We start from the raw sequence: 25,196 nt of genomic DNA, 5'->3' as shown, positions 1-25,196 counted from the left end.
AGGGAACCCATGAAGAAAAGAATCGCCTTGCTCCTGGGCGCGGCCTTGCTGTTCGCAGGCATCACCCAGGCAGCGGAAAAACCGCTGATCCGTATCGGCGCGCGGGTGTTCACCGAACAGACCGTGCTCGCCGAAATCACCGCCCAGTACCTGCGCGCCAACGGCTTCGAGGTGCGCGTCACCGGTGGCCTGGGCAGCAGCCTGGCGCGCCAGGCCCACGAAACCGGCCAGCTCGACCTGATGTGGGAATACACCGGGGTGTCGCTGGTGTCCTACAACCATATCGAGGAACGCATGCCCAGCGCCGAGGCGACCTACGCCAAGGTCAAGGCGCTGGACGCGAAGAAAGACCTGATCTGGCTGACACCCTCGAAATTCAGCAACACCTACGCCCTGGCCCTGCCACGCAAGGTCGCCGAGGCCTACCCGCAGGTCACCAACATCAGCCAGCTCAACCAGGTGCTGCGTGATGAGCACGAACGCACCCACCTGGTGGCCCTGGACACCGAGTTCGCCAACCGCCCCGATGGCCTCGACGGCCTCAAGGCCATGTACGACATGCCCCTGGGCCGCGCCAGCATCCGTCAGATGGACGCCGGCCTGGTGTACACCGCACTGCGCAACAACCAGGTGTTCGCCGGCCTGGTCTACACCACCGACGGCCGCCTGAGCGCCTTCGACCTCAAGCTGCTGGACGACGACAAGCGCTACTTCCCCGACTACACCGCCGCCCCCGTGGTGCGCAAGGCCGTGCTCGACGCCCATCCGAACCTGGCCACCCTGCTCAAGCCGCTGGCCGAGCAGCTCGACGACGAGACCATGCGCCAGCTCAACGCCAAGGTAGACGTCGAGCACCAGAGCCCCAGCGTGGTCGCCAAGGCCTTCCTGCGTGACCACCCGTTCAGCGAGGTACAGCCATGAACCTGCTCGATACCTTCGCCCACCTCGACTGGGCCCAGGTCCTGCAACTGACCGGGCAGCACATCGCCCTGGTCGGCATCGCCGTGGGCCTGGCCATCGTCATCGGCGTGCCACTGGGCATCCTGATGACCCGCTTCCCCGCCCTCGCAGGCCCCTTGCAGGCCAGTGCCACGGTGCTGCTGACCATCCCGTCGATCGCCCTGTTCGGCCTGCTGCTACCGTTCTATTCCAAGTTTGGCCAAGGCCTGGGGCCGTTGCCGGCGATCACGGCGGTGTTCCTCTATTCGCTGCTGCCGATCCTGCGCAACACCTACCTGGCCCTGACCAACGTAGAGCCCGGTATCCGTGAGGCCGCGCGCGGCATCGGCATGACCTTCGGCCAGCGCCTGCGCATGGTCGAGTTGCCCATCGCCGTACCAGTGATCCTCGCGGGCGTGCGCACTGCGGTGGTGATGAACATCGGTGTCATGACCATCGCCGCGACCATCGGTGCCGGAGGCCTGGGCGTGCTCATCCTGACCTCCATCAGCCGCAGCGACATGTCCATGCTGCTGGTAGGCGCCGTGCTGGTCAGCCTGCTGGCGATCGTCGCCGACCTGCTCCTGCAAACCCTGCAACGTGCCCTGACTCCAGAAGGACTGCGCTCATGATCGAATTGAAGAACCTCAGCAAGACCTTCAACGCCAACGGCAAGGACGTCAAAGCCGTCGACTCGGTCAGCCTGACCGTCAACGAAGGCGAGATTTGCGTCTTCCTCGGCCCCTCCGGCTGCGGCAAGAGCACCACGCTGAAGATGATCAACCGCCTGATCACCCCGACCTCGGGCCAGGTGTTCATCAACGGCGAGGACACCACCGGCCTGGACGAAGTGACCCTGCGTCGCCACATCGGCTACGTGATCCAGCAGATCGGCCTGTTCCCCAACATGACCATCGAGGAAAACATCACCGTGGTCCCGCGCCTGCTCGGCTGGGACAAGCAACGCTGCCACGAGCGCGCCCGCGAGCTGATGAGCATGATCAAGCTCGAGCCCAAGCAGTACCTGCAGCGCTACCCGCGCGAGCTGTCCGGTGGCCAGCAGCAGCGTATCGGGGTGATCCGCGCGCTGGCCGCCGAGGCGCCGGTGCTGTTGATGGACGAGCCGTTCGGTGCGGTCGACCCGATCAACCGGGAAATGATCCAGAACGAGTTCTTCGAGATGCAGCGGGCACTGAACAAGACGGTGATCATGGTCAGCCATGACATCGACGAGGCGATCAAGCTGGGCGACAAGATCGCCATCTTCCGCGCCGGCAAGCTGCTGCAGCTGGACCACCCCGACACCCTGCTGGCGCACCCGGTGGATGACTTCGTGAGCAACTTCGTCGGCCAGGACAGCACCCTCAAGCGCCTGCTGCTGGTGCGCGCCGAGGATGCGGCGGACAACGCGCCGTCGGTCAGCCCCGAAACGCCGGTGAGCGATGCATTGGAGTTGCTGGATGAACACGACCGCCGCTACGTGGTGGTGACCGATGCGGCGAACAAGGCGCTGGGCTACGTGCGCCGACGCGACATGCATCGCCAGCAAGGCAGTTGCGGGGATTTCCTGCGGCCGTTCAACGCCACGGCGGCGCATGATGAGCACCTGCGCATCCTGCTGTCGCGGATGTACGAGTTCAACCGCGCGTGGTTGCCGGTGCTGGATGCCGAACAGGTGTTTCTGGGCGAGGTGACCCAGGAATCGATTGCGGCGTACCTGAGTTCGGGGCGGTCGCGGGGAGGGAAGACCAGCATCGTGTCGCCAGCGGAGGCTGTGGCCTCCTGAAACCAACGCCCGCTCCTGCAAGGGAAGCGCCGCCCGTCAGGGCGGCGCTGTGGCGCTATCAGAACCCTACGCTGGCCTGCACGTAGAAGGTCCGCGGCTCACCCACGTACAACCCGGCGTTGTTGTCGCTGGAGCGGGTGTAGTACTGCTTGTCGAAGATGTTCTTCACCCCGGCAGCCAGCTTCAGGTTCGACAACTGCGGCCCGAAGTCATAGCCACCGCGCGCATGCCAGGTGACGTAGCCCGGAATGTTGCCGAACTGCCCATCGGCACTCGGCTCGGTGATGTAGTTGCCGGTGAAGCTGCCGTCGGCGTTCACGCCGGTACCCGGTGCGCGCTGCTTGGACTGGGCGAAGGCATCGACGTTCCAGGTCCAGCGGTTGATCTCGTAGCGCAGGCCCGCGGTGACCACTTGGCGCGAGTAGAACGGCAGGTCGCGGCCCTTGAAGCCCGGGATCTCACCCTCGTAGGTAGCGCGGGTGTAGGTGAAGCCGGCGTTGGCCGACAGGCCGTCCAGGCGTGAGTCCAGACCCGACAGGTCGTAGCGCATCGAGGCTTCGATACCCTGGTGCTTGGTCGCGCCCAGGTTGGTCCAACCCACATCGTTGCTGATGTACTGCAGCTCATCGTCGAAGTCGATGTAGAACGCGGTCAGCTCACCGGCGAAGCTGCCGTTGTCATAGCGCGTGCCGATCTCGTAGGTCTTGGCCTTCTCCGGCTCCAGGCCGTTGGCGGTGCTGTTGCCAACGCCACCCTGGCCGAGCTGGAAGTACTGCAGGCTGCCGAACGAGGTCTCGTAGTTGGCGAACAGCTTCCACGCATCGGACAGGTGGTACATCACGCTCAGCGCTGGCAGCGGCTCGTTGCTGGTGATGCTGCGGTTCTTCTCCGGCACCGGGCGGTTGTTGGTGTCGAGCACCGGGCGGTCGCGCCAGTCGGTGTTGATGTGCTCGAAGCGGATGCCCGGGGTGATGGTCCAGTTGCCGATGTCGATCTTGTCGTCGATGTAGTAGGCACTGGCCTCGGTGCCGCCGCTGCGGTCCTGGTAGACGTGGCCGTCGGAGGTTGGGGTGACGGTCGGCACGTTGTTGACCAGGGCCAGGCGCGAGGCCTGCTCGCGCATCGCCTCCTTCAGGTAGCGATAGCCGACGCTGACTTCCTGGGTCGCGGGGCCGGTGAAGAAGATCCGCGACACACGCGGCTCGATGGCGAAGGTGTAGTAGTTGCGCGGGAACGCCGACAGGGTGCGCTGGTCGCGGGCGGCGATGGCACTGCCACGGAAGCTGTCGGTGTAGTAGGTCAGCACCTCGAACTGGGTGGCGTCGTCGATCTGCCGCTGCCACTTGAACGAGACGTCCTTGCGACGGCCGCTGAAGTAGTCGTAGTCGCGCAGGGACTGGTACGGGTCGCTGTCGTACTGGGCCTGGGTCAGGCCGCCGGGCATGTCGGCTCGGCCATCGTAGTAGTGGAAGTTCAGCCAGAACTCATCGCTCTCGGTGGGGGCCCAGTGGGTCTTGAGCAGCACGTCGTCGATGTCGTTGTCGTTGTTGCTGCGACGGTAGCCGTTGCCATTCACCCCGGAGTACAGCAGCGCCACGCCGATGCCGTTGTCGGCGGTGCCGCCGACGAAGGCCGACTCGGTGTGCTTCCAGCCACCATACTTGGAGGTTTCCAGGGTGGTGCCCAGCTCGGCGGTGGCTTTTTCAGGGATCGCGCGGGTGACGAAGTTGATCACCCCGCCGACGTTCTGCGGGCCATAGCGCACCGAACCGGCACCGCGTACCACGTCGATGCTGTCGAGGTTGCCCGAGGAAATCGGCGCCATCGACAGCTGCGGCTGGCCATAAGGCGCGAAGGATGCCGGCACGCCATCGATCAGCACGGTCGAGCGCGGCGACAGGCGCGAGGTCAGGCCACGCACGCCGACGTTCAGCGACAGGTCGCTGCCGCCGGTGCCGTTGGAATCCTGCACCTGCACGCCGGGAATGCCACGCAGCGCGTCACGCACGTTCATGGTGCCCTGCTCGACCATCTCCTGGCGGCGCACCACGGTGCGCGCGCCGGGGTGGTTCTGCACCACGGCCTGGTCGGCGTCGCCCAGCCAGTCGCCAACCACCTTGATGTCGGTGGGCGCCAGCTCCAGGCTGCCGGTGGCCTGGGTGCCGGCGGCCTGCACGGGCTTGACCACCACGGTGTCCTGGGAGATCTCGTAGGTCAGCCCGCTGCCTTGCAGCAGTTGCTGCAGCGCCTGCTCGGGCGCCAGGTTGCCGGACACCGCCGGGGCTTGCTTGCCGGCCACCAGCTCCGGGCTGAAGAACAGCTGCAGGTTGGTCTGCTGACCCAGCTGGGCCAGGGCCTGGGCCAACGGCTGAGCCTGGATCTGGATGCTCGAGGCGGCCTGGGCGACGTAGCTGTGGGTGGCGGCGGCACTGACCGCGAGGGCCAGCGCCAGACGGCGCAGATGAAGCAGGGGCTTGTTGTTGTTCACGTCTTCGATCGGTCCTGAAAGTCGGGATGAATGCCAACCACACGCAAATGGGAATGCTTGGCAGTTGCAGCTGGCGAGGAAGACGAACGAGCGGAAAAAAACCTGAATCTATTTCGCGATAATTTCGCTGGAGCCGTCGGCATGGGCCTTGATGGCCACCGGCAGGATGCTCGGCAGGGCCCGCAGCAGGGCGTCGGTATCGTCGGTGCTGAAGGTGCTGGACAAGCGCAGACCGGCCACTTTGCCCGGCGCCACGCGCAGTGGCTGAGCCCGGTAGCGCGAGACTTCGGCGACCACCTCGGCCAGGGTGGCGTTGTCGAACACCAGCTTGCCCTCGCGCCACGCGGTGAGGCTGGCGGCGTTGACCGCATAGGGCGCCGCCACCTGGCCTTTCTGGTCGATGTGCGAACCTTGCCCAGCGGTCAGTTGCGCCAGCGAGCCGCCGCGCCCCTCTACCCGGACCGAGCCTTGTTCCACCGCCACTCGGGTGAGTGCCGCGTCCTGGCGCACATCGAAGCGCGTGCCGGTCACCGTGACGCTGCCCTGGGCGGTACCGACCACGAACGGCCGGCCGCTGTCATGGGCGACGCTGAACATCGCCTCGCCCGCCTCCAGGCGCACCTGGCGCTGCCCGGCGCTGAACACAACGCTCAGGCGCGTCCCGCTGTTGAGTTCCAGACGCGAGCCGTCGGGCAACTCGACCTGGCGGCGCTCGCCCAGCGCGGTCTGCAGCTGCTCATGGTGATTCAGTTGCTGGTACTGCCAGCCGCCCCAGCCGAGGCCCACGGCGACCACCGCCACGCCAGCGGCCAGGGCCTGGTGCAGGAAACGCCGGCGCGGCAAGCGGTGCACCGGTTCCGGCTGGCACAAGGCTTCAAGGCGTTGCCGCGGCACCAGCCCGGCGACGCACCACAGCTGGCCGAGCACGTCGTACTCGCGGCGGTGCTCGGGGTCGCGGTCGAGCCACTGGCGCAGGTGCGCCTGCAACGCGCTGTCATCGGGCGCGTCCTGCACGCGGGCGAACCATTCGGCTGCCTGTTCGCGTACCTGCTGTTTCATCGAAAGGGTCTCCTGACTCATCTGGCCGTCACATCCAGGTGCTCACGCAGATGTCGGAGCGTGCGGATCATATACTTCTCGACCATGTTCTTGGTCAAACCCATTCGCTCGGCGATTTCCGCCTGGCTCAGGCCTTCGAGCTTCTGCCAGACGAACACCCGCCGGCAATTGAGCGGCAACTGCGCCAGCGCGCGTTCGACCGAATCGGCCAGTTCCAGGGCATGCATGTACGCCTCCGGGTCGCCATTGGCGCCGCCGCCTTCATCGAACAGTTCCAGCTCCAAGGCCTGGCGCCGGTCTTCACGACGGAACCCGTCGACGGCGATGTTGCGGGCCGTCTGGTGAAGGTAGGCGCGCGGCTGCTCGACCTGCTCGCGCGGGTTCTCCAACACGCGGACGAAGGCATCGTGGGTGAGGTCCTCGGCCTGCTGACGACTGCGCAACTTGCGCGTCCAGGTGCCGATCAGCTCATGGTAGTGGTCGAGAAAGCCTTTGTGTCCAGACACGGTCGGAGTCGTCAGAAGGCAGAGTGAGGCGTGAATAGTAATGTTTCTCATCATCATCGGCAATCGGCCATGTGAATGGCCGACCAAGGGCATTGGCAGGCTCGGTAACAAAAAATTTATGGGGTTCTAGGCAATTTTTTGCCTGCCGCTGATGTGGCCATAAATGTGAACACCTTATAGAGCCGGGTCAGGGCCTCGCAAAGACCGGCAAACGCTCACCTGCCAGTTCCAAAGCCCTTTCGCGGCGATTCTCGGCGAACCGCCAGCCACGCGAAGGTTTCTGCGAATCCCTGCGTGATCCCCGCCTATTCCACAATTTTTAACGCTTGGCGGGTTTTCTGGAACATCTGCCTGTCATGCAGGTCGGTTATCAGGGTAACGGGTCGGGAATACGCGACGAACGCGGTTGATCTTGAATTCCTCAGGTCCTAAAGTGCGCGCCGAACGTCCATGCTGGAAACGATCCATCCGGCTCAAGTACTGACGACGAGACAGCAAGGCCACCGGCAACCCGGCCTTCTTGCTTTCGGCGACATGCCTTGGGAAGTAGGCGAACCAAAGTGGGGATACGGAGGGCGTTCAGTTTGCAGCCACTTATTTTTTCAGTTTGCCCATGGAGCCCACGAGCATGTCGATTCAGGTCGAAGACTATTTCGCGCGCGAAACCTTCCAGAAGATGAAGGCGTTCGCCGACAAGCAGGAAACCCCGTTCGTACTCATCGACACCCAGATGATCAGCCAGGCCTATGACGACCTGCGCGCCGGTTTCGAGTTCGCCAAGGTCTACTACGCGGTCAAGGCCAACCCGGCCGTCGAGATCATCGACCTGCTCAAAGACAAGGGCTCGAACTTCGACATCGCCTCGATCTACGAGCTGGACAAGGTGATGAACCAGGGTGTCGGCGCCGACCGCATCAGCTACGGCAACACCATCAAGAAGTCCAAGGACATCCGCTACTTCTACGAGAAGGGCGTGCGCCTGTACGCCACCGACTCCGAAGCCGACCTGCGCAACATCGCCAAGGCCGCACCGGGCTCGAAGGTCTACGTGCGCATCCTCACCGAAGGCTCCACCACTGCCGACTGGCCGCTGTCGCGCAAGTTCGGCTGCCAGACCGACATGGCCATGGACCTGCTGATCCTCGCCCGCGACCTGGGCCTGGTGCCTTACGGCGTGTCGTTCCACGTTGGCTCGCAGCAGCGCGACATCAGCGTGTGGGATGCGGCCATCGCCAAGGTCAAGGTGATCTTCGAGCGCCTGAAGGACGAGGACGGCATCGAGCTGAAGATGATCAACATGGGTGGCGGCTTCCCGGCCAACTACATCACCCGCACCAACAGCCTGGAAACCTACGCCGAGGAAATCATCCGCTTCCTCAAGGAAGACTTCGGCGACGACCTGCCGGAAATCATCCTGGAGCCAGGCCGTTCGCTGATCGCCAACGCCGGCATCCTGGTCAGCGAAGTGGTGCTGGTGGCGCGCAAGTCGCGTACCGCGGTCGAGCGCTGGGTCTACACCGACGTGGGCAAGTTCTCCGGCCTGATCGAAACCATGGACGAGTCGATCAAGTTCCCGATCTGGGTCGAGAAGAAAGGTGAAGTGGAAGAGGTGGTGATCGCCGGCCCGACCTGCGACAGCGCCGACATCATGTACGAGCACTACAAGTACGGCCTGCCGCTGAACCTGGCGATCGGCGACCGCCTGTACTGGCTGTCGACCGGGGCGTACACCACCAGCTACAGCGCGGTGGAATTCAATGGCTTCCCGCCGTTGAAAGCCTACTACCTGTAATGAAGAACGGGGCCGTGAATGGCCCCGTTTTTTTGCTGGCCGTCAGGGCCCTATCGTCCTTGCAGGAGCGGGCTTGCCCCGCGAGTAGGGCCGCCAGCTTCACCCCCGCCCCTCGACCTCCCTCGCATAGGCCGCCGCAAACCCGGCCAACAGCGGCCCCCCGGCCAGCAGCGTGGCCACGGCGCTGCGCAGGAAACTCAAGTTCCCCTCGACCCGCGCCCGCTCCAGCCATGGCGCCGCCTCGGCCACCTGCCCGCGCTCGACCAGCACCAGCGCCAGGCTGAACATCCCACGAAAATCCCCCGCCTCGGCCGAGCGCCGATACCAGCGCACCGCCCGTGCCGGGCTCGCCGCAGTGGCGATGCCCTGCTCCAGGTAGCGCCCATACAGGTTCATCGACTTGGCATGCCCGCGCTGCGCGGCGCGCTCGTAACAGGCCAGCGCCAGGGCCTGGTCCTGCTCGACGCCACGCCCGGTGGCGAGCAGGTTGCCCAGGTTGTACATCCCCCAGTCCAGCCCGGCCAGGGCAGCGCGCTGGTAATGCTGCGCCGCCCCGGGCAGGTCCACCTCGCCGCCCCAACCGTGCTCCAGGCACCGCCCCAGCATGTTGCTGGCCATGGCACTGCCACCCGCGGCGGCGATGGCGAACCAGCGCCGGGCGACCTGCTCATCCTGTTCGATGCCACGCCCGTCGAGCAGGATCTGCCCCAGCAGCGCCTGCGCCTCCACCGCGCCCTGCCCCGCCGCCGCCAGGATCGCCTGGGCGGCTTTCGCCGGGCTCGCTTCGAGCATCGCCTTGAGCCCGGCGATGTCGACCACTTCCTCACGACGCAGCGGATAGGACACGGCTCAGACCTCCGCCCAGCGGCGCAACAGGTTGTGGTAGGTGCCGGTCAGCTGAAGCAGCGCCGGGTGGTCGGGCACATCCGCGGTGAGTTGCTGGATGGCGCTGTCCATCTCGTACAGCAGCGTGCGCTGGCTGTCCTCGCGCACCAGGCTTTGCGTCCAGAAGAACGCCGCCAGGCGCTCGCCACGGGTCACCGGGTTGACCTTGTGCAGGCTGGAGCCGGGGTACAGCACCATGTCGCCGGCGGCGAGCTTGACCTGCTGCACGCCGAAGGTGTCCTGGATCACCAGCTCGCCGCCGTCGTAGCTGTCGGGGTCGCTCAGGAACAGGGTCGAGGACAGGTCGGTGCGCACCCGCTCGACACTGCCCGCGGGCTGGCGCAGGGCGTTGTCGATGTGGAAACCGAAGTTGCCGCCTTCGCGGTAGCAGTTGATCAGCGGCGGGAACACCTTGTGCGGCAGCGCCGCCGACATGAAGCGCGGGTTGCGCCACAGGCGATCGATCAGCGCGCCGCCGATCTCCTTGGCCAGCGTGTGGCCTTCGGGCAGTTGCAGGTTGTGCTTGGCCTTGGCCGACTGGTAGCCCGCTGTGACCTTGCCATCGGCCCAGTCGGCCCGTTGCAGGGCCTCGCGAATGCGGGCGATCTCGTCGGCGTCGAACAGGCCGGGGATGTGGAGGAGCATGGCCGGGCTACCTGGCAAGGGAAAAGGGCGTCAATGGTATTGATTCCCTTTTGCAGCAGGCAAGCCCTGTTCTGCCCAAAGGTTGCTTTGCCAGTGGCGGCCAAAAATCCGAGTGACGCACACATCCCGGAAAACCGTAAGGAATAATTGTAAAGAATGTAAATTCTTATCGAATGGTAACGAGTCTCAATTGTTACTCACAATTGCTTACATTACCATCCGCGGCCTTCATACCTTGGGGAAGGTCACCAAAAATGCGTCACGTGCCAACCACTGTGAGTTCACCACGCCTGCTCGCCTCCGCCATCGGCGTCGCCATTACCGCCACGTCGGCCTATGCCGCCGACCCGGCCGCCAGCAAGCCGGTCACCCTCGATGCCACCAGCATCAACGGCAAGGCCGAACAGGCCAGCACCGACTACAAGACCGACAAGGCCGCCTCGTCTAAGTACACCGCGCCCCTGGTGGACACCCCGCGCTCGGTCACCGTGATCCCGCAACAGGTCATCAAGGACACCAACGCCCTCAGCCTGCAGGACGCCCTGCGCACCGTGCCCGGCATCACCTTCGGCGCCGGCGAAGGCGGCAACCCACAGGGCGACCGCCCGTTCATCCGCGGCTTCGACGCCCAGGCTGACACCTACCTGGACGGCGTGCGCGACACCGGCGCGCAAACCCGCGAGATCTTCGCCATCGAATCGGTGGAGGTGGCCAAGGGCCCGAACTCGGCCATCGGCGGCCGTGGCGCCGCCGGCGGCACCCTCAACCTGGTCAGCAAGCGCGCGCACCTGGGCAACGCCCTGGACGGCGCCTGGACTTGGGGCAGCGACCAGACCCAGCGTTACACCTTCGACGGCAACTACCAGTTCAGCGACAGCATCGCCGGCCGCCTGAACCTGATGACCCACGAAAGCAACGTCGCCGGCCGCGACAAGGTCAACTACGACCGCTGGGGCATCGCCCCGTCCCTGGCCTTCGGCCTGGGCACGCCGACCCGCGTCAACCTCGACTACTACCACCTGGAAAGCGACGACCTGCCGGACGCGGGCATCCCCTACACCGTCCCGGCCGGCGGCACCGGCAACCGCACCTCGGCGGACCCGAGCAAGCCCTACGCCGGCGGTGACCACGACAACTTCTACGGCCTGACCGACCGCGACTTCCGCAAGACCCGGGTGGACATCGCCACTTTCGCCGTCGAGCACGACCTGACCGATGCGCTGACGATCAAGAACACCCTGCGCCACGGCAACAGCCTGCAGGACTACATCCTCACCCAGCCCGACGACAGCAAGGCCAACGTCAACAACGGCAGCGTCTGGCGCCGCGCCAACACTCGCGTGGGCAACACCGCCACCACCACCAACCAGACCGACCTGTTCGGCGAGTTCTACCTGGGTGGCCTGAAGAACAGTTTCTCCACCGGTGTCGAGCTGAGCCGCGAAGAAAGCGACCGCTCCTCCTACAACGTCGACACCGACACCGTGCCCGGTGGCGCGGCGAATACCAACTGCACCCCGGGAATGATCGTTTCCAGCGGCTACAACTGCACCTCGCTGAGCAACCCGAACCCGGACGACCCGTGGAACGGCGCGATCTCGCGCAACTACGCCGGCACCACCACCCACAGCAAGACCCGCGCGCTGTACGTGTTCGACACCCTCGAACTGACCCCGCAATGGCTGCTGAACATGGGCCTGCGCTACGACCACTTCGACACCGACTACAAAACCTACAACGCCGCCGGCACCACCACCGCCAAAGGCAGCGACAAGAGCGAGTTCATCACCGGCCAGCTGGGCCTGGTGTGGAAACCGGCCGAAAACGGCAGCCTCTATGTCTCCTACGCCACCTCCGCCACCCCGCCCGGCGCAATGCTCGGCGAGGGCCAGGAAGGCAACCCGCTGCCGGGCACCCCGGACCGTTCGGGCAACCTGCTCAGCAGCGACCTGGAGCCGGAAGAGACCACCAACTACGAGATCGGCACCAAGTGGGACCTGCTCGACGAGCGCCTGTCCCTGGCCGCCGCGGTGTTCCGCACCGAGAAAGAAAACGCCCGTGTGCAGGTGAACACCACCACCTTCGAGAACATCGGCGAGACCCGCGTGCAAGGCATCGAGCTGTCGGCCAGCGGCAAGCTGACCGACAAGTGGCAGGTGTTCGCCGGCTACACCTACCTGCAGGCCCGCCAGATCGATGGCGGCCCACTGGGCAAGGCCAACGACGGCAACCAGTTGCCGAACACGCCGAACAACAGCGCCAGCCTGTGGACCACCTACGCCGTCACGCCGAAGCTGACCATCGGTGGCGGCGCGTTCTACGTGGATGACGTGTACGGCAGCGTGGCCAACACCACCATGGTCGACAGCTACGTGCGCTACGACGCCATGGCCGCGTACAAGCTGACCAAGAACGTCGACCTGCAGTTGAACGTGCAGAACCTGACCAACGAGGTGTACTACGACAAGGCCTTCTCGACCCACTTCGCCAACCAGGCGGCCGGGCGCACGGCGCTGCTGACCACCAGCGTGCATTTCTGACCTCAAGGCCCTGGCGTCTGCCTGGGCCCTATCGCGGGGCTAGCGCGGCCCTTGTGCAGCGGGCTTGCCCCGCGATAGGGGCCCTCAACCGCAACACAAGGCATAATGCCCCCGCGCAGTAGCACAAGGTGATCGACGTGGTGAAGAAGTCGCTGTTCCAATTGCACTGGTTCTTTGGCATCACCGCAGGCCTGGTGCTCGCGCTGATGGGCATCACCGGCGCGATCTGGTCGTTCCAGGAAGAGCTTCTGCGCCTATTCAACGCCGACGTGCTCAAGGTCGAGGTGCGCCAGGAAGGCGTGCTGCCGATGCCGGAGCTGGTGCGCCGCGCCGAGGCCGCCCAGGGCGACAAGGTCGCCATGCTCTGGGTCGACACCCAGGCCGGCAACGCCGCCCGTATCTTCTTCACCCCGCCCCCCGGCGAGCGCCGCGGCCAGCTGCGCTATGCCGACCCATACACCGGCGAGCTCAAGGGCGAGGTGGCCGGCATCGGTTTCTTCAACCTGATGCTGCAACTGCACCGTTTCCTCGCCATGGGTGACACGGGCCGGCAGATCACCGGCGCCTGCACCCTGATGCTGATTTTCTTCTGCCTCTCCGGCCTGTACCTGCGTTGGCCGCGCAAGGCCCTGAACTGGAGCACCTGGCTGACCTTCGACTGGGCCAGGAAGGGTCGCGCCTTCAATTGGAACCTGCATGCCGTGGCCGGCACCTGGTGCCTGTTGTTCTACCTGCTGTTCGCCCTGACCGGCCTGTTCTGGTCCTACGACTGGTACCGCGAAGGCCTGAACACACTACTGGCCGACAAGCCGCCCGCCGGCGAACAGCCGCAAAAGCGCGGCGAAGGCCGTGGCCGCCAAGGCCCGCAGCAAGCGGACAAGAAGGCCGCCCCCCTGGTGGTCGATTACGACGCCATCTGGCACCACCTGCAACAGGCCGCCGGGCCGCGCATGACCGCCTACAACCTGCGCCTGCCGCCTGCCGGTGGCCAGCCGGCCACGCTGTTCTACCTGCTCGACGACGCCGCCCACGAGCGCGCCCTCAACACCCTGACCCTCGACCCTGCCAGCGGCCAGGTCAAACGCCACGAGCGCTACACCGACAAGTCGTTCAAGGCCCAGTTGCTGCAGAGCGTCTACGCCCTGCACGTGGGCAGCTACTTCGGCCTGCCGGGGAGGATCATCGTCACTGTCGCCAGCCTGACCATGCCGCTGTTCTTCGTCACCGGCTGGCTGCTGTACCTCGACCGCCGCCGCAAGAAGCGCCAGGCCCGCGCCGCCCGTGGCCAGGTCGAACCGACACCGGCGAGCCAGGACAGTTGGCTGATCGGCTTCGCCAGCCAGAGCGGCTTCGCCGAACAACTGGCCTGGCAGAGCGCCGGGCAATTGCAAGCCGCCGGCCTGCCGGTGCAGGTGCGCCCGCTCGCCGAACTCGGCGAGGCCGAGCTGCGCCAGGCGCGCCGCGCGCTGTTCGTGGTCAGTACCTTCGGCGACGGCGAGGCCCCCGACAGCGCCCGCGCTTTCGAGCGCAAGGTGCTGGGGCAGCCCTGGTCGCTGGCACACTTGAACTATGCCGTGCTGGCCCTGGGCGACCGCCAGTACCCACACTTCTGCGGCTTCGCCCGGCGCCTGCAAGCCTGGCTCGGCGAGCGCGGCGCCTCCAGCGCGTTCAGCCCGGTGGAGGTCGACAACGCCGACCCGGCGGCCCTGCGCCAATGGCAACAGGAACTGGCGCAACTGACCGGCGCCCAGGCCGTCGCCACTTGGCAATCCGTGGCCTTCGGCAACTGGACCCTGGCGCGTCGCACGCTGCTCAACCCCGGCAGCCAGGGCGGCCCGGTCTACCTGCTGGGCCTGCGCAGTGAAGCGCCGGCGACCTGGGCGGCCGGCGACCTGGTGGAGATCCTGCCGCGTAATGGCCAGGCGCGGGTCGATGCCCTGCTCCAGGGGCTGGGCCTGGACGCCAACCTGACGGTGCAGGTCGATGGCCTGCAGGAAACGCTTGGCCAGGCCCTGGGTGGCCGCCAATTGCCCAGCCACCGCGCGCACCTGGTCGGTCTGCACGCCCAGGCGTTGGTGGAGGCGCTGATTCCGATCACCGCGCGGGAGTATTCCATCGCCTCGATCGCCAGCGATGGCGTGCTGGAACTGATCGTGCGCCAGGAACGGCATGCGGAGGGGCAACTGGGCCTGGGCTCGGGCTGGCTGACCGAGTACCTGCCTGTCGACGGCACCCTCAGCGCGAGGCTGCGTCGCAACAGCGGCTTCCAACTGCCGGGCGTACCGGCGCCAGTGGTGCTGATCGGCAACGGCACGGGCCTGGCCGGCTTGCGCAGCCTGCTCAAGGCGCGAATCGCCGCGGGCGAGCAACGCAACTGGCTGCTGTTCGGCGAGCGTAACCGCGAGCAGGATTTCCTCTGTGGGGAAGAGCTGTCAGCGTGGCTGCGCGCCGGCGACCTGGCGCGGCTCGACCTGGCGTTCTCGCGGGACCAGGCCGAGAAGGTGTATGTGCAGGATGTGTTGCTCGAGCAGGCCGAAGCATTCAAGGCCTGGGTCGCCGAGGGGGCCTATGTGTATGTCTGCGGTAGCCTGCAGGGGATGGCCGGTGGGGTGGATTCCACCCTCAAGGGCATTCTCGGGGACGAGGCGGTGCGGCAGTTGATCGAGGATGGGCGGTATCGGCGAGATGTTTACTGAGTCAGTGCCGGCCCTATCGCGGGGCAAGCCCGCTCCAGGTATCTCGCTGCCCTTGCAGGAGCAGGCTTGCCCCGCGATAGGGCCGGAACAGGCTCAATGCAGCTCGAAGGTATCCGCATCCAGGTTCGCCGGAAACCGCGTGCGATACGCCGCCAGATCCGCCGCGCTCAGCACCACGGTGAACACCCCGTCGGCCTCCCCCGCGCTCAGCAGGCTCTCACCCTGGAAATCCAGCACCTGGCTGTCGCCTGAGTAGGCGAAGCCCTTGCCATCGGTCCCCACCCGGTTCACCGCCGCCACATAGCACAGGTTCTCGATCCCTCGCGCCGGCAACAGTCGGTTCCAGTGCAGTCGCCGCGCTGCTGGCCAATTGGCCGTGTACAGCAGCAGATCGGTGTCCTGGGCATCGCGGCTCCACACCGGGAAGCGCAGGTCGTAGCAGATCAGCGGGCGGATGCGCCAGCCGTTGAGCTCGAACTGCACCCGGCGCTCGCCAGGCGTGTAGTGCTTGTGCTCGCCGGCCATGCGGAACAGGTGGCGCTTGTCGTAGTGCAGCACCTCGCCATCGGGCCGCGCCCACAGCAGGCGATTGCGGTGGCTGCCATCGGCGGCCTGGATGATCACGCTGCCGGTGATCACCGCGCCGACCTTCTTCGCCTGACACTTGAGCCACTTGTAGGTCGGGCCGTGCTCAGGCTCGGCCAGGCTTTCGGACTCCATGGAAAAGCCCGTGGTGAACATCTCCGGGAGAATCACCAAGTCCACCTCGCCCACGTGCTCCAGCAACCCCTCAAAATGCTCGAGGTTGGCCTGGCGGTCATGCCAGGCCAGGGTGGTCTGCACCAGGGCGATTCTCAGGTTCGGCAGTTGGCTCAGATCGCGCATAGTTTCTCCGCCGCCTGGCGCAGCGTCTCCTCGCGTTTGGCAAAGCACAGGCGCACCAGGCGCTGCTCGGGAATGGGCTGCTGGTAGAACACCGACACCGGAATGGTCGCCACGCCGTGCTCGCGGGTCAGCCACAGGGCCATGTCGACATCGTTGAGGTCCGGACGGATGCGCGCATAGTCCACCAACTGGAAATACGTGCCCGCAGTGCGGGTGAAGCTGAAACGCGAGCCTTGCAGCAGGTCGCAGAACAGGTCGCGCTTGGCCTGGTAGAAACCCGGCAGTTCGTCGAGGTGCTCGGGGTGCGCGGCCATGAAGTCGGCCAGCGCCCCTTGCAGCGGGGTCACGCCACAGAAGTTGACGTACTGGTGAACCTTGCGCAACTCGGCGCTCAGCGCCGGCGGGGCGATCACGTAACCGGTCTTCCAACCGGTGACGTGGTAGGTCTTGCCGAACGAACTGACCACGAAGGCCCGCGCGTACAGCTGCTCATGGGCCAGCACGCTGGCGTGGCGCACACCGTCGTACACCAGGTGTTCGTAGACCTCGTCGCTGACCAGGTAGATATCGCGCTCGGCGATCAGCTGCGCCAGTTGGTCGAGGTCTTCACGGGTGATCAGCGCACCACTGGGGTTGTGCGGCGAGTTGAGGATGACCATGCGCGTGCGCGGGCTCAGGGCATCGCTGAACTTCTGCCAGTCGATGCGAAAATCCCCGTCGCTGAGCGGCACGTGCATGCAACGGCCACCGGCCAGCTCCACCGAGGGCTCGTAACTGTCGTAGCAGGGGTCGAAGACGATCACCTCGTCACCCGCCTGAATCACCGCCTGGATGGCGCAGAAGATCGCCTCGGTGGCGCCGGGCGTAATGGTCACTTCCTGGTCGGCGTCGACCTGCGCGCCATACAGCCGCGCAACCTTGGCCGCCACCTGCTGGCGCAGCAGCGGCAGGCCGGTCATCGGCGCGTACTGGTTGTTGCCTGCGGCCACGTGACGGCCGACCGCATCGAGCAGCGCCTGCGGGCCATTGAAGTCGGGGAAGCCTTGCGAGAGGTTGAGCGCGCCGGTTTGCGCGGCGAGCTGCGACATGGTGGTGAAGATGGTCGTGCCGACGTTCGGCAATTTGCTGCGGATCATGGAGCCCTCTTTCCTGCGGGGTATCCGGCGCGGGGACGGAGTCCGAGCATAGCGGATCGAGGGGGCAGGAAAAAGGTTGAAACACTTACGCCCTGCCACCTTGTGGGAGCAGCTGGCCTTGCCGTGTCAGTGCCGGCCTCATCGCGGGGCGAGCCCGCGCCCACATGGCCCGATCAGGCCATGAAGGTGTCTGATCGAGCCCTATCGCGCGAGGCGCGCGGCTGGCCGGGTTACTTGCGCTTGTCCCTGCGCTTTTTCTCGGCCTTCTTGTGGTGCGACATCAGCCGGCGCTTCTTGTTGACCTGGCGGTCGGTGAGGGTGTTCTTCTTGCCCTCGAACGGGTTGTCGCTGCCCTTGTACTCGATGCGGATCGGCGTGCCGACCAGCTTGAGCACACGGCGGTAGGTGTTTTCCAGATAGCGCGAGTACGACTTCGGAATCTTGTCGGTCTGGTTACCGTGGATCACGATCAGCGGCGGGTTGGCGCCACCGAGGTGGGCATAGCGCAGTTTGATGCGACGGCCGTTGACCAGTGGCGGCTGGTGCTCGCTCACTGCGTCTTCGAGGATCTGCGTCAGGCGGCTGGTCGGCCAGCGGGTGACCGCCGACTTGAACGCGGCCTGCACCGACTTGTACAGGTGGCCCACGCCGGTGCCGTGCAGGGCGGAGATGAAGTGGATATCGGCAAAGTCGACGAAGAACAGCCGGCGCTCCAGCTCGGTCTTCACGTAGTCGCGCTCGCCCGGCTCCATGCCATCCCATTTGTTCAGGGCGATGACGATGGCACGGCCGGCTTCCAGGGCGAAGCCCAGCAGGTTGAGATCATGGTCGACCACGCCTTCACGGGCGTCCATGACGAAGATCACCACGTTGGCGTCCTTGATCGCCTGCAGCGTCTTCACCACCGAGAACTTCTCGACCTCCTCGTGGATCTTGCCGCGCTTGCGCACCCCGGCGGTGTCGATCAGGGTGTACTTCTCTTCATCGCGCTCGAAAGGGATGTAGATACTGTCGCGGGTGGTGCCCGGCTGGTCGTAGACCACTACGCGCTCTTCGCCGAGCATGCGGTTGACCAGGGTCGACTTGCCGACGTTGGGGCGGCCGATGATGGCGATCTTGATGCCATCCTTCTCGCTCGGGCCGGGGATGCGCGTGGCTTCCTCACCTTCGGCGACGTCCTCGTCGAGGGCTTCCTCTTCCTTGTCGCGCGGCACGTGACCCAGCACCGCTTCCATCAGCGCATTGATGCCACGGCCCTGGGAGCCGGCCACCGGGATCGCGTTGCCCATGCCCAGCGGCGAGAACTCGGCGCGGGCGACGTCGGCGTCGATGTTGTCGATCTTGTTGGCGACCAGGATGGCTTCTTTGTTCCGCTTGCGCAGGTGCTCGGCGATCATCTGGTCGGCGGCGGTCATGCCGGCGCGGGCATCGACCAGGAACAGCACATAGTCGGCTTCCTCGATGGCCATCAGCGACTGCTCGGCCATCTTCTCGTCCATGCCCACTTCGTCACCGGTGATACCGCCGGTGTCGATCAGGATGTAGGAACGGCCTTGCCAGGTCGCATCGCCGTACTGGCGGTCACGGGTCAAGCCGGACAAGTCGCCGACGATGGCATCGCGGGTCTTGGTCAGGCGGTTGAACATGGTGGATTTGCCGACGTTCGGCCGTCCCACCAGGGCGATTACGGGAACCATGCGGCTCTCCACTCTTGAATTCTTGAAAATGCAAAGGCCGCTGCACAGCAGCGGCCGGAGTTCGGGCAGCGCTTCATGCGCCGCAGCCCGGGGCCGTGAGACCCCAAGCTTAGCTTCAGCGGATGGTCAATGCCTCGAGCTTGCCGCTGTTGCCAAAGACATAGATGGTGTCGCCGACCACCAGGGGCCGGGCGCGCAGGCCATCGCTGTCGATACGCTCACGGCCGACGAAGCGGCCATCGACCTGGCTGAGCAGGTGCAGGTAACCCTCGAAGTCACCCACCGCCACATAGCTGGAGAACACTTCCGGCGCCGACAGTTGCCGGCGCGCCATGGCGTCGTTGCTCCACAGGGAACTGGAGGAACGCTCGTCGACGCTCTCCACGGTGCCCGAGGCCTCGCTCACGTAGACGTTGCCAAAGCCCTGGGCGACACCGACGTAGCTGGAGGCATCGCGCTGCCACAGCACACGGCCGCTCTGCAGGTCGAGACCGGCGACGCGGCCCTGGTAGGTGCTGACGTACAGAGTTTCACCCGACAGCAGCAGGCCGCCGTCGATATCCACCACGCGGTCCAGTTCGGAACGGCCCTGCGGGATGGCCACGCGGCTCTCCCACACCGGCACGCCGTTCTGGGTGTCGACCGCGACCACCTTGCCGGTGGACAGGCCGGCCACCGCCAGGCGGTTGGTCACCACCGGCGCACCGGTGCCACGCAGGGTGAGCACGGCCGGGGTGCTTTCGTAGATCCAGCGACGCTCGCCCGTGGCGAAGTCGAGGCCGATCAGGCGGTCGTCCTGGGTCTGCACCACCACCACGTCACCGTTGGTGGCGGGCGGTGCCAGCACTTCGCTGGTGACGCGCGAGCGCCAACGTTCTTCACCGGTGCTCGAATCCAGCGCGACCACCTCGCCCTTCAGGGTGCCGAGCATGACCATGCCGTAGCCCACGCCGACCGCGCCGGAGACCGGCAGCTCAAGGTCCTTCTTCCACACCACGTCACCGTCGAGACGGTTCAGGGCGAAGACCAGGCCATTGACGTCGGAGGCGTAGATACGGTCGTTCTCGATGGCCGGCACCAGGGTGTTGTAGGTCTCACCCTGGCCGTCACCGATCGAACGGCTCCACTGCTTCTTCAGCACCACTTCCTCGGTGAACTTGGTCAGTTCGGCCGGAGGCAGTTCCTTCTTGCTGTTGCTGCTGCAACCCGCGGCCAGGACGGCCAGGGCGAGCACTGCTGCTTGTTTCCAACCGATCACTTCAAGCGTCCCCTTTGGCCAGGTCATCCAGCTTCAGTTGCAGGCCACCGATCGCGGCGTCGTCGGACAGCGCGGCCTTGGCTTTTTCGTAAGCGCTATGGGCATCGTCGGCGCGGCCCAGCTGTACCAGCAGGTCGCCCTTCAATTCTTCGCGGCTGGCCAGGAACGCCTTGTCGGCGTCGCCGTCGAGCAGCTTGAGGGCGTCCTCGGCCTTGCCCTGGGCCGCGAGCACGCGGGCCAGGCGCTGGCGCGAGATCTCGCCCAGGGTCACATCGGCAGGCTTGTCCAGCACGCCCTTGAGCTCGGCGGCGGCGTCGTCCAGCTTGCCGCTGTCGACCGCGACCTTGGCCACGAACAGGCTGCCGTACTGGGCGTAGGCGGTGCCGGCGAACTCGCTCTTGAGCTTGCCGGACAGCTCGGCGACCTTGGTCGCGTCAGGCTGGCCGGTCGGCGTCAGGGTGGTTTCCAGCAGCGCCTGGTACAACGCCGAGGCGCCTTGCGACTGGTTGCTCTGGTACTTGTGCCAGGCCTGCCAGCCCATCACCACCGCGGCGGCGAGCAGGGCACCGGTCAGCAGCGGCTTGCCGTTACGGTTCCACCAGTCCTTGGCCGCGGCCAGGCCATCATCATCGGTACTCGACACCCCAATACTCCTTTTCAGCAATTCGGCTGTTTGACCGCTTCACGCCTGCGCGAGAGCAGCTTCCAGGTGCTCGGCCAGAGCATCCCAGGCAATGTTCTGTTGTTCGCCCTGGCCACGCAGGGGCTTGAAACCTACCACTTGTTGCGCCAGCTCGTCGTCCCCCAGGATCAGCGCGAACAACGCGCCGCTCTTGTCGGCCTTCTTGAACTGGCTCTTGAAGCTGCCGCCACCGGCGTTGACCGCCAGGCGCAGGCCCGGCAGGCGGTCGCGCAGGCCTTCGCTGATCTTCAGGCCGGCCAGCTCAGCCTGCTCGCCAAAGGCGCACAGGTAGACGTCGAGGGTACGGCTGATCGACTCCGGCACCTTGCCCAGGGTCTCCAGCAGCAGGATCAGGCGCTCGATGCCCATGGCGAAGCCCACGCCCGGGGTCGGCTTGCCGCCCATCTGCTCGACCAGGCCGTCGTAGCGGCCACCAGCGCAGACGGTGCCCTGGGCGCCGAGCTTGTCGGTGACCCACTCGAACACGGTCTTGCTGTAGTAGTCCAGGCCACGCACCAGCTTGGTGTTGATCACGAACGGGATGCCGGCGGCGTCCAGGCGGGCCTTCAGGCCCTCGAAGTGCACGCGGGAATCTTCGTCGAGGTAGTCCTCGAGCTTCGGCGCGCCGACCAGCACCGCCTGGGTGCCTTGGTCCTTGCTGTCGAGGATGCGCAGCGGGTTGCTCATGAGGCGACGCTGGCTGTCTTCGTCCAGTTGCTCCAGGCGCGCCGAGAGGAACTCGACCAGCGCGTCACGGTAGCGCGCGCGGGCTTCGCTGGTGCCCAGGCTGTTGAGCTCGAGCTTGACCGCGTCCTGGATGCCCAGCAGGCCCCACAGGCGCCAGGTCAGCATGATCAGCTCGGCGTCGATGTCCGGGCCGTCGAGGTTGAACACCTCCACGCCGATCTGGTGGAACTGGCGGTAGCGCCCTTTCTGCGGGCGCTCGTGGCGGAACATCTGGCCGATGTACCACAGTTTCTGCACCTGGCCATTGCCGGTGATGCCATGCTCGAGCACGGCGCGCACGCAGGCGGCGGTGCCCTCGGGACGCAGGGTCAGCGAATCGCCGTTGCGGTCCTCGAAGGTGTACATCTCTTTTTCGACGATGTCGGTGACTTCACCGATCGAACGCTTGAACAGCTCGGTGAACTCGACGATCGGCGTACGGATCTGGCTGTAGCCGTAGGTGTCCAGCAGGCCGGCCACGGTGCCCTCGAAGTAGCGCCACAGCGGCGACTGCTCAGGCAGGATGTCGTTCATGCCACGGATGGCTTGCAGCGATTTGCTCACGAAAAATCCTTACGAATCTGTGTATCAGCCACGGGCGATCAACGCCGCGTCGGCCTCGACCTTCTCGGCCGCTTTCTGGCGGATGAGCTTTTCCAGCTCGTCCACCAGGTTGTCGTTGGTCAGCTTCTGTGCCGGCTTGCCGTCGATGTACACCAGGTTGGGGGTGCCGCCGGTCAGGCCGACATGGGATTCCTTGGCTTCGCCCGGGCCGTTGACCACGCAGCCGATCACGGCCACGTCCAGCGGAACCAACAGGTCTTCCAGGCGCCCTTCCAGCTCGTTCATGGTCTTGACCACATCGAAGTTCTGCCGCGAGCAGCTCGGGCAGGCGATGAAGTTGATGCCACGGGAACGCAGGTGCAGCGACTTGAGGATGTCGTAGCCGACCTTCACTTCCTCGACCGGGTCGGCGGCCAGGGAAATGCGGATGGTATCGCCGATGCCTTCGGCCAGCAGCATACCGATGCCGACGGCGGATTTCACCGTCCCCGAGCGCAGGCCACCGGCTTCGGTGATCCCCAGGTGCAGCGGCTGGACGATCTGCTTGGCCAGCAAGCGGTAGGCTTCGACGGCCATGAACACGTCGGAGGCCTTGACGCTGACCTTGAAGTCCTGGAAGTCCAGGCGGTCGAGGTGCTCGACATGGCGCAACGCCGACTCGACCAGCGCCGCCGGGGTCGGTTCGCCATACTTTTTCTGCAGGTCTTTTTCCAGGGAGCCGGCATTGACCCCGATACGGATCGGGATGCCACGGTCGCGGGCGGCATCGACCACCGCACGCACGCGGTCTTCACGGCCGATGTTGCCGGGGTTGATGCGCAGGCAATCGACACCGAGCTCCGCCACGCGCAGCGCGATCTTGTAGTCGAAGTGGATGTCGGCGACCAGCGGCACGCTGACCAATTGCTTGATCTTGCCGAAGGCTTCGGCGGCGTCCATGTCTGGCACCGAGACGCGGACGATGTCCACGCCGGCATCGACCAGGCGCTGGATTTGCCCGACGGTGGCAGCGACGTCGTTGGTGTCGGTGTTGGTCATGCTCTGCACCGCGATCGGCGCATCGCCGCCCACCGGTACATTGCCGACCCAGATTTTCCGGGATTCGCGACGTTTGATCGGAGATTCGCCGTGCATGGCTTACTGTCCCAACTTCAGGCGAGCGGTCTCGCCACTGGTGAACGGGGCAATGTCGACAGCCTGGCCGTTGTAGCTGACCTGGGCGCCACGGGCGAAGCCCAGGCGTACCGCGAACGGCGGTTTGCCGGTCAGTTCCAGGCTGTCACCCTTGCGCTTGATGGCGCTGAACAGCACCTTGCCGTTGCCGTCGGTGACCTGGGTCCAGCAATCGGCGGTGAATTGGATGGCGACCTTGCCATCACCCGCCGGCAACACGCTCGGCTGTGCGGCGTTGGCCGGCACACTGGCGACAGGTGCGGCCGGGGCTGGGGCAGGTGCCGGCACGTGGGCAGGAGCCACCGGGACCGTGGCGGCTGCAGCGGTCGATGCCGGGTTTGCAGCCGGGGCGTGGGCCGCGGCTGGGGCAGCCTCGCTGACAGGCGCGGGAGCCTGCTCGACCGGTGCTTGTTCCAGCGGCAATGGCGCGCTTTCCGGCTGCTGGCCAGCGGTCACGGCCTGGTCTTCAGGCTCGTCCAGCGGGTGGATCTGGGTAGTGCCGTCGGCGCTTTCGACCTCGACATGCTCCAAGGCGATCTTGGCCAGGTCCTGGGTGCGCAGGCTGCCTTGGTCCTGCCACCAGAGGAAGCCACCACCGATCACTGCCACCAGCAGCAGCAGGCTGACCACACGCAGGATGTTGTGGGAGAGCCGCACCGGCTCCTCGATACGGCCCAGGGCGTGCACTTCGCTGCCCTTGGCATGGGTGCCGGTGTACTGGTCGAACGCCTCGACCAGCGGCGCCTGGTCCATGTCCATCAACTTGGCGTAGGCGCGGATGTAGCCACGGGCGAAGGTATGCCCGGGAAGCTTGTCGAAGGCGCCGGTTTCCAGGTGGTTCAGCGAAGTTACCGTGAGGTTGAGCTTGCGGGCCACTTCGGCCTGCGACCAGTCCCGGGTCTCGCGGGCCTGGCGCAAGACTTCACCGGGGTTCTGGCGAGTCGCTGCTGCTACTTCGGGGTGCGCGGCTTTCATCGTTGCTCCGACAGGTATTGCTGGTATTCCGGCGTACCGGGATAAAGTCGTTGTAATTGCTGGCCCAGTTCGGCCACCGTGCCGTGTTCTTCGAAGACTCGGGCAAGGCGGCTGCCCAGCAGCAGGCTGCGGGCATTGGCATCGCTCTGCTGGCTGAAGCGCTCGTAATAGTCACGGGCGGGCACATAATGCCTGTTTTCGTAGGACAACTCAGCCATTTCCAGCAGCGCCCTGGGTTGCCGCTGGTTGAGCCGCAGGGCTTTTTCCAGGTATTCGTGCGCCTGTTCGCGGCGCCCTTGCCTGAGGGCTGTCAGGCCGAGGTTCTCGTAGACCCGGGAACGCTCAGGATACAGGGTATCGGCGGCCGCTTGGCGAAACATCTGCTCGGCCTGGTGAAATTGGCCTTGAGCGTAGAGGAAGCTGCCGTAGTTATTACGTATCCGCGTGTCGCCTGGGCGCTGGGCCATGGCCTTGCGAAAGTAGTCGTCGGCCAGCGTGGGCTCGCCTTCGGCCTGGAACACCAGCGCCAGGGCGGCGTTGGCATCAGCATCGCTGGCATTGAGGTCCAGCGCCTTGCGCAGCGGGGCCTTGGCCTGCTCGGTCAAACCTTGTTGCAAATAACCCAGGCCCAACTGCACGTAGGCCTGCCCCGCCTCTGCACGCCCCTGGCGGCTGGCCAGTGGGTCGCCCGTTCCGCTGGACACGCAGCCGGCCAGCAGCGAAAGCGACAGGATCGACAGCGCGGCGCGCAGGGTCATGGGCGG

Annotated in this window: 20 protein-coding genes; 6 read left to right on the top strand and 14 right to left on the bottom strand. The window is 65.6% G+C overall.

Features of this window, described 5'->3' with window-relative positions; all coding sequences use genetic code 11:
• The first annotated feature begins 9 nt into the window (after positions 1–9).
• From P0Y43_RS06060 to P0Y43_RS06050, 3 genes are read left to right on the top strand one after another with little or no spacing between them, the layout of a single operon-like run.
• Positions 10–921: a glycine betaine ABC transporter substrate-binding protein gene (locus P0Y43_RS06060; protein WP_275636389.1), complete on the top strand. Its 912-nt coding sequence runs from the start codon at positions 10–12 to the stop codon at positions 919–921.
• Positions 918–1,571 (top strand): ABC transporter permease, encoded by a 654-nt coding sequence (locus P0Y43_RS06055; RefSeq protein ID WP_275636388.1) that lies wholly within the window; start codon positions 918–920, stop codon positions 1,569–1,571. The genes P0Y43_RS06060 and P0Y43_RS06055 overlap by 4 nt, the downstream gene beginning before the upstream one ends.
• The gene (locus P0Y43_RS06050) at positions 1,568–2,725 is read left to right on the top strand and encodes a betaine/proline/choline family ABC transporter ATP-binding protein (protein WP_275636387.1); all 1,158 of its coding nucleotides are present in this window, start codon (positions 1,568–1,570) and stop codon (positions 2,723–2,725) included. The genes P0Y43_RS06055 and P0Y43_RS06050 overlap by 4 nt, the downstream gene beginning before the upstream one ends.
• 58 nt (positions 2,726–2,783) lie before the next feature.
• Here P0Y43_RS06050 and P0Y43_RS06045 read toward each other — a convergent pair whose 3' ends face one another.
• The 3 genes from P0Y43_RS06045 to P0Y43_RS06035 form a co-directional block, all read right to left on the bottom strand.
• Complete coding sequence (locus P0Y43_RS06045; RefSeq protein ID WP_275636386.1) at positions 2,784–5,213, bottom strand: TonB-dependent siderophore receptor; 2,430 nt, start codon at positions 5,211–5,213, stop codon at positions 2,784–2,786.
• Between the two features lie 108 nt (positions 5,214–5,321).
• Positions 5,322–6,272, bottom strand: coding sequence for a FecR family protein (locus tag P0Y43_RS06040; protein ID WP_275636385.1), 951 nt, complete (start codon positions 6,270–6,272; stop codon positions 5,322–5,324).
• A gap of 17 nt (positions 6,273–6,289) precedes the next feature.
• Positions 6,290–6,829 carry an RNA polymerase sigma factor gene (locus tag P0Y43_RS06035; RefSeq protein ID WP_275636708.1) on the bottom strand — a complete coding sequence of 180 codons (540 nt, stop codon included), beginning with the start codon at positions 6,827–6,829 and terminating at the stop codon, positions 6,290–6,292.
• 577 nt (positions 6,830–7,406) lie between these two features.
• Between P0Y43_RS06035 and P0Y43_RS06030 the strand changes: the two genes are divergently transcribed.
• On the top strand, positions 7,407–8,570 hold the full coding sequence (locus P0Y43_RS06030) for a type III PLP-dependent enzyme (protein ID WP_275636384.1): 1,164 nt from the start codon (positions 7,407–7,409) through the stop codon (positions 8,568–8,570).
• Between the two features lie 99 nt (positions 8,571–8,669).
• Here P0Y43_RS06030 and P0Y43_RS06025 read toward each other — a convergent pair whose 3' ends face one another.
• Both P0Y43_RS06025 and P0Y43_RS06020 read right to left on the bottom strand, forming a co-directional pair.
• Positions 8,670–9,416 carry a tetratricopeptide repeat protein gene (locus P0Y43_RS06025; protein ID WP_275636383.1) on the bottom strand — a complete coding sequence of 249 codons (747 nt, stop codon included), beginning with the start codon at positions 9,414–9,416 and terminating at the stop codon, positions 8,670–8,672.
• A gap of 3 nt (positions 9,417–9,419) precedes the next feature.
• Positions 9,420–10,100 (bottom strand): Fe2+-dependent dioxygenase, encoded by a 681-nt coding sequence (locus P0Y43_RS06020; RefSeq protein WP_275636382.1) that lies wholly within the window; start codon positions 10,098–10,100, stop codon positions 9,420–9,422.
• Positions 10,101–10,354: 254 nt separating this feature from the next.
• Between P0Y43_RS06020 and P0Y43_RS06015 the strand changes: the two genes are divergently transcribed.
• Together P0Y43_RS06015 and P0Y43_RS06010 are read left to right on the top strand one after the other, a co-directional pair.
• Positions 10,355–12,640, top strand: coding sequence for a TonB-dependent receptor (locus P0Y43_RS06015; RefSeq protein WP_275636381.1), 2,286 nt, complete (start codon positions 10,355–10,357; stop codon positions 12,638–12,640).
• 137 nt (positions 12,641–12,777) lie between these two features.
• Positions 12,778–15,336, top strand: a complete 2,559-nt coding sequence (locus tag P0Y43_RS06010) for a sulfite reductase flavoprotein subunit alpha (RefSeq protein ID WP_275636707.1) — start codon at positions 12,778–12,780, stop codon at positions 15,334–15,336.
• Between the two features lie 93 nt (positions 15,337–15,429).
• Here P0Y43_RS06010 and P0Y43_RS06005 read toward each other — a convergent pair whose 3' ends face one another.
• From P0Y43_RS06005 to pilW, 9 genes are all read right to left on the bottom strand, one after another.
• Positions 15,430–16,221 carry an amidohydrolase gene (locus tag P0Y43_RS06005; RefSeq protein WP_275636380.1) on the bottom strand — a complete coding sequence of 264 codons (792 nt, stop codon included), beginning with the start codon at positions 16,219–16,221 and terminating at the stop codon, positions 15,430–15,432.
• Positions 16,209–17,357, bottom strand: coding sequence for a pyridoxal phosphate-dependent aminotransferase (locus P0Y43_RS06000; protein WP_275636379.1), 1,149 nt, complete (start codon positions 17,355–17,357; stop codon positions 16,209–16,211). The genes P0Y43_RS06005 and P0Y43_RS06000 overlap by 13 nt, the downstream gene beginning before the upstream one ends.
• A gap of 230 nt (positions 17,358–17,587) precedes the next feature.
• Positions 17,588–19,054, bottom strand: coding sequence for a ribosome biogenesis GTPase Der (der, locus tag P0Y43_RS05995; RefSeq protein ID WP_275636378.1), 1,467 nt, complete (start codon positions 19,052–19,054; stop codon positions 17,588–17,590).
• Between the two features lie 115 nt (positions 19,055–19,169).
• Positions 19,170–20,339 carry an outer membrane protein assembly factor BamB gene (gene bamB / locus P0Y43_RS05990; RefSeq protein WP_275636377.1) on the bottom strand — a complete coding sequence of 390 codons (1,170 nt, stop codon included), beginning with the start codon at positions 20,337–20,339 and terminating at the stop codon, positions 19,170–19,172.
• Positions 20,314–20,955 carry a tetratricopeptide repeat protein gene (locus tag P0Y43_RS05985; RefSeq protein ID WP_275636376.1) on the bottom strand — a complete coding sequence of 214 codons (642 nt, stop codon included), beginning with the start codon at positions 20,953–20,955 and terminating at the stop codon, positions 20,314–20,316. The genes bamB and P0Y43_RS05985 overlap by 26 nt, the downstream gene beginning before the upstream one ends.
• 39 nt (positions 20,956–20,994) lie before the next feature.
• Complete coding sequence (gene hisS / locus P0Y43_RS05980; protein WP_275636375.1) at positions 20,995–22,284, bottom strand: histidine--tRNA ligase; 1,290 nt, start codon at positions 22,282–22,284, stop codon at positions 20,995–20,997.
• Between the two features lie 24 nt (positions 22,285–22,308).
• Positions 22,309–23,418, bottom strand: coding sequence for a flavodoxin-dependent (E)-4-hydroxy-3-methylbut-2-enyl-diphosphate synthase (gene ispG, locus P0Y43_RS05975; RefSeq protein ID WP_275636374.1), 1,110 nt, complete (start codon positions 23,416–23,418; stop codon positions 22,309–22,311).
• Between the two features lie 3 nt (positions 23,419–23,421).
• Positions 23,422–24,432, bottom strand: a complete 1,011-nt coding sequence (locus P0Y43_RS05970) for a RodZ domain-containing protein (RefSeq protein ID WP_275636373.1) — start codon at positions 24,430–24,432, stop codon at positions 23,422–23,424.
• The gene (gene pilW, locus P0Y43_RS05965) at positions 24,429–25,190 is read right to left on the bottom strand and encodes a type IV pilus biogenesis/stability protein PilW (RefSeq protein WP_275636372.1); all 762 of its coding nucleotides are present in this window, start codon (positions 25,188–25,190) and stop codon (positions 24,429–24,431) included. Before pilW ends, P0Y43_RS05970 begins: the two co-directional genes overlap by 4 nt.
• Between the last annotated feature and the right edge of the window lie 6 nt (positions 25,191–25,196).

Origin of the sequence: Pseudomonas entomophila (assembly GCF_029193575.1) — a bacterium.
Taxonomy (GTDB): domain Bacteria; phylum Pseudomonadota; class Gammaproteobacteria; order Pseudomonadales; family Pseudomonadaceae; genus Aquipseudomonas; species Aquipseudomonas entomophila_G.
The sequence above is the reverse complement of the archived record's forward strand: the minus strand, read 5'-3'. Positions and strand labels throughout refer to the sequence as shown.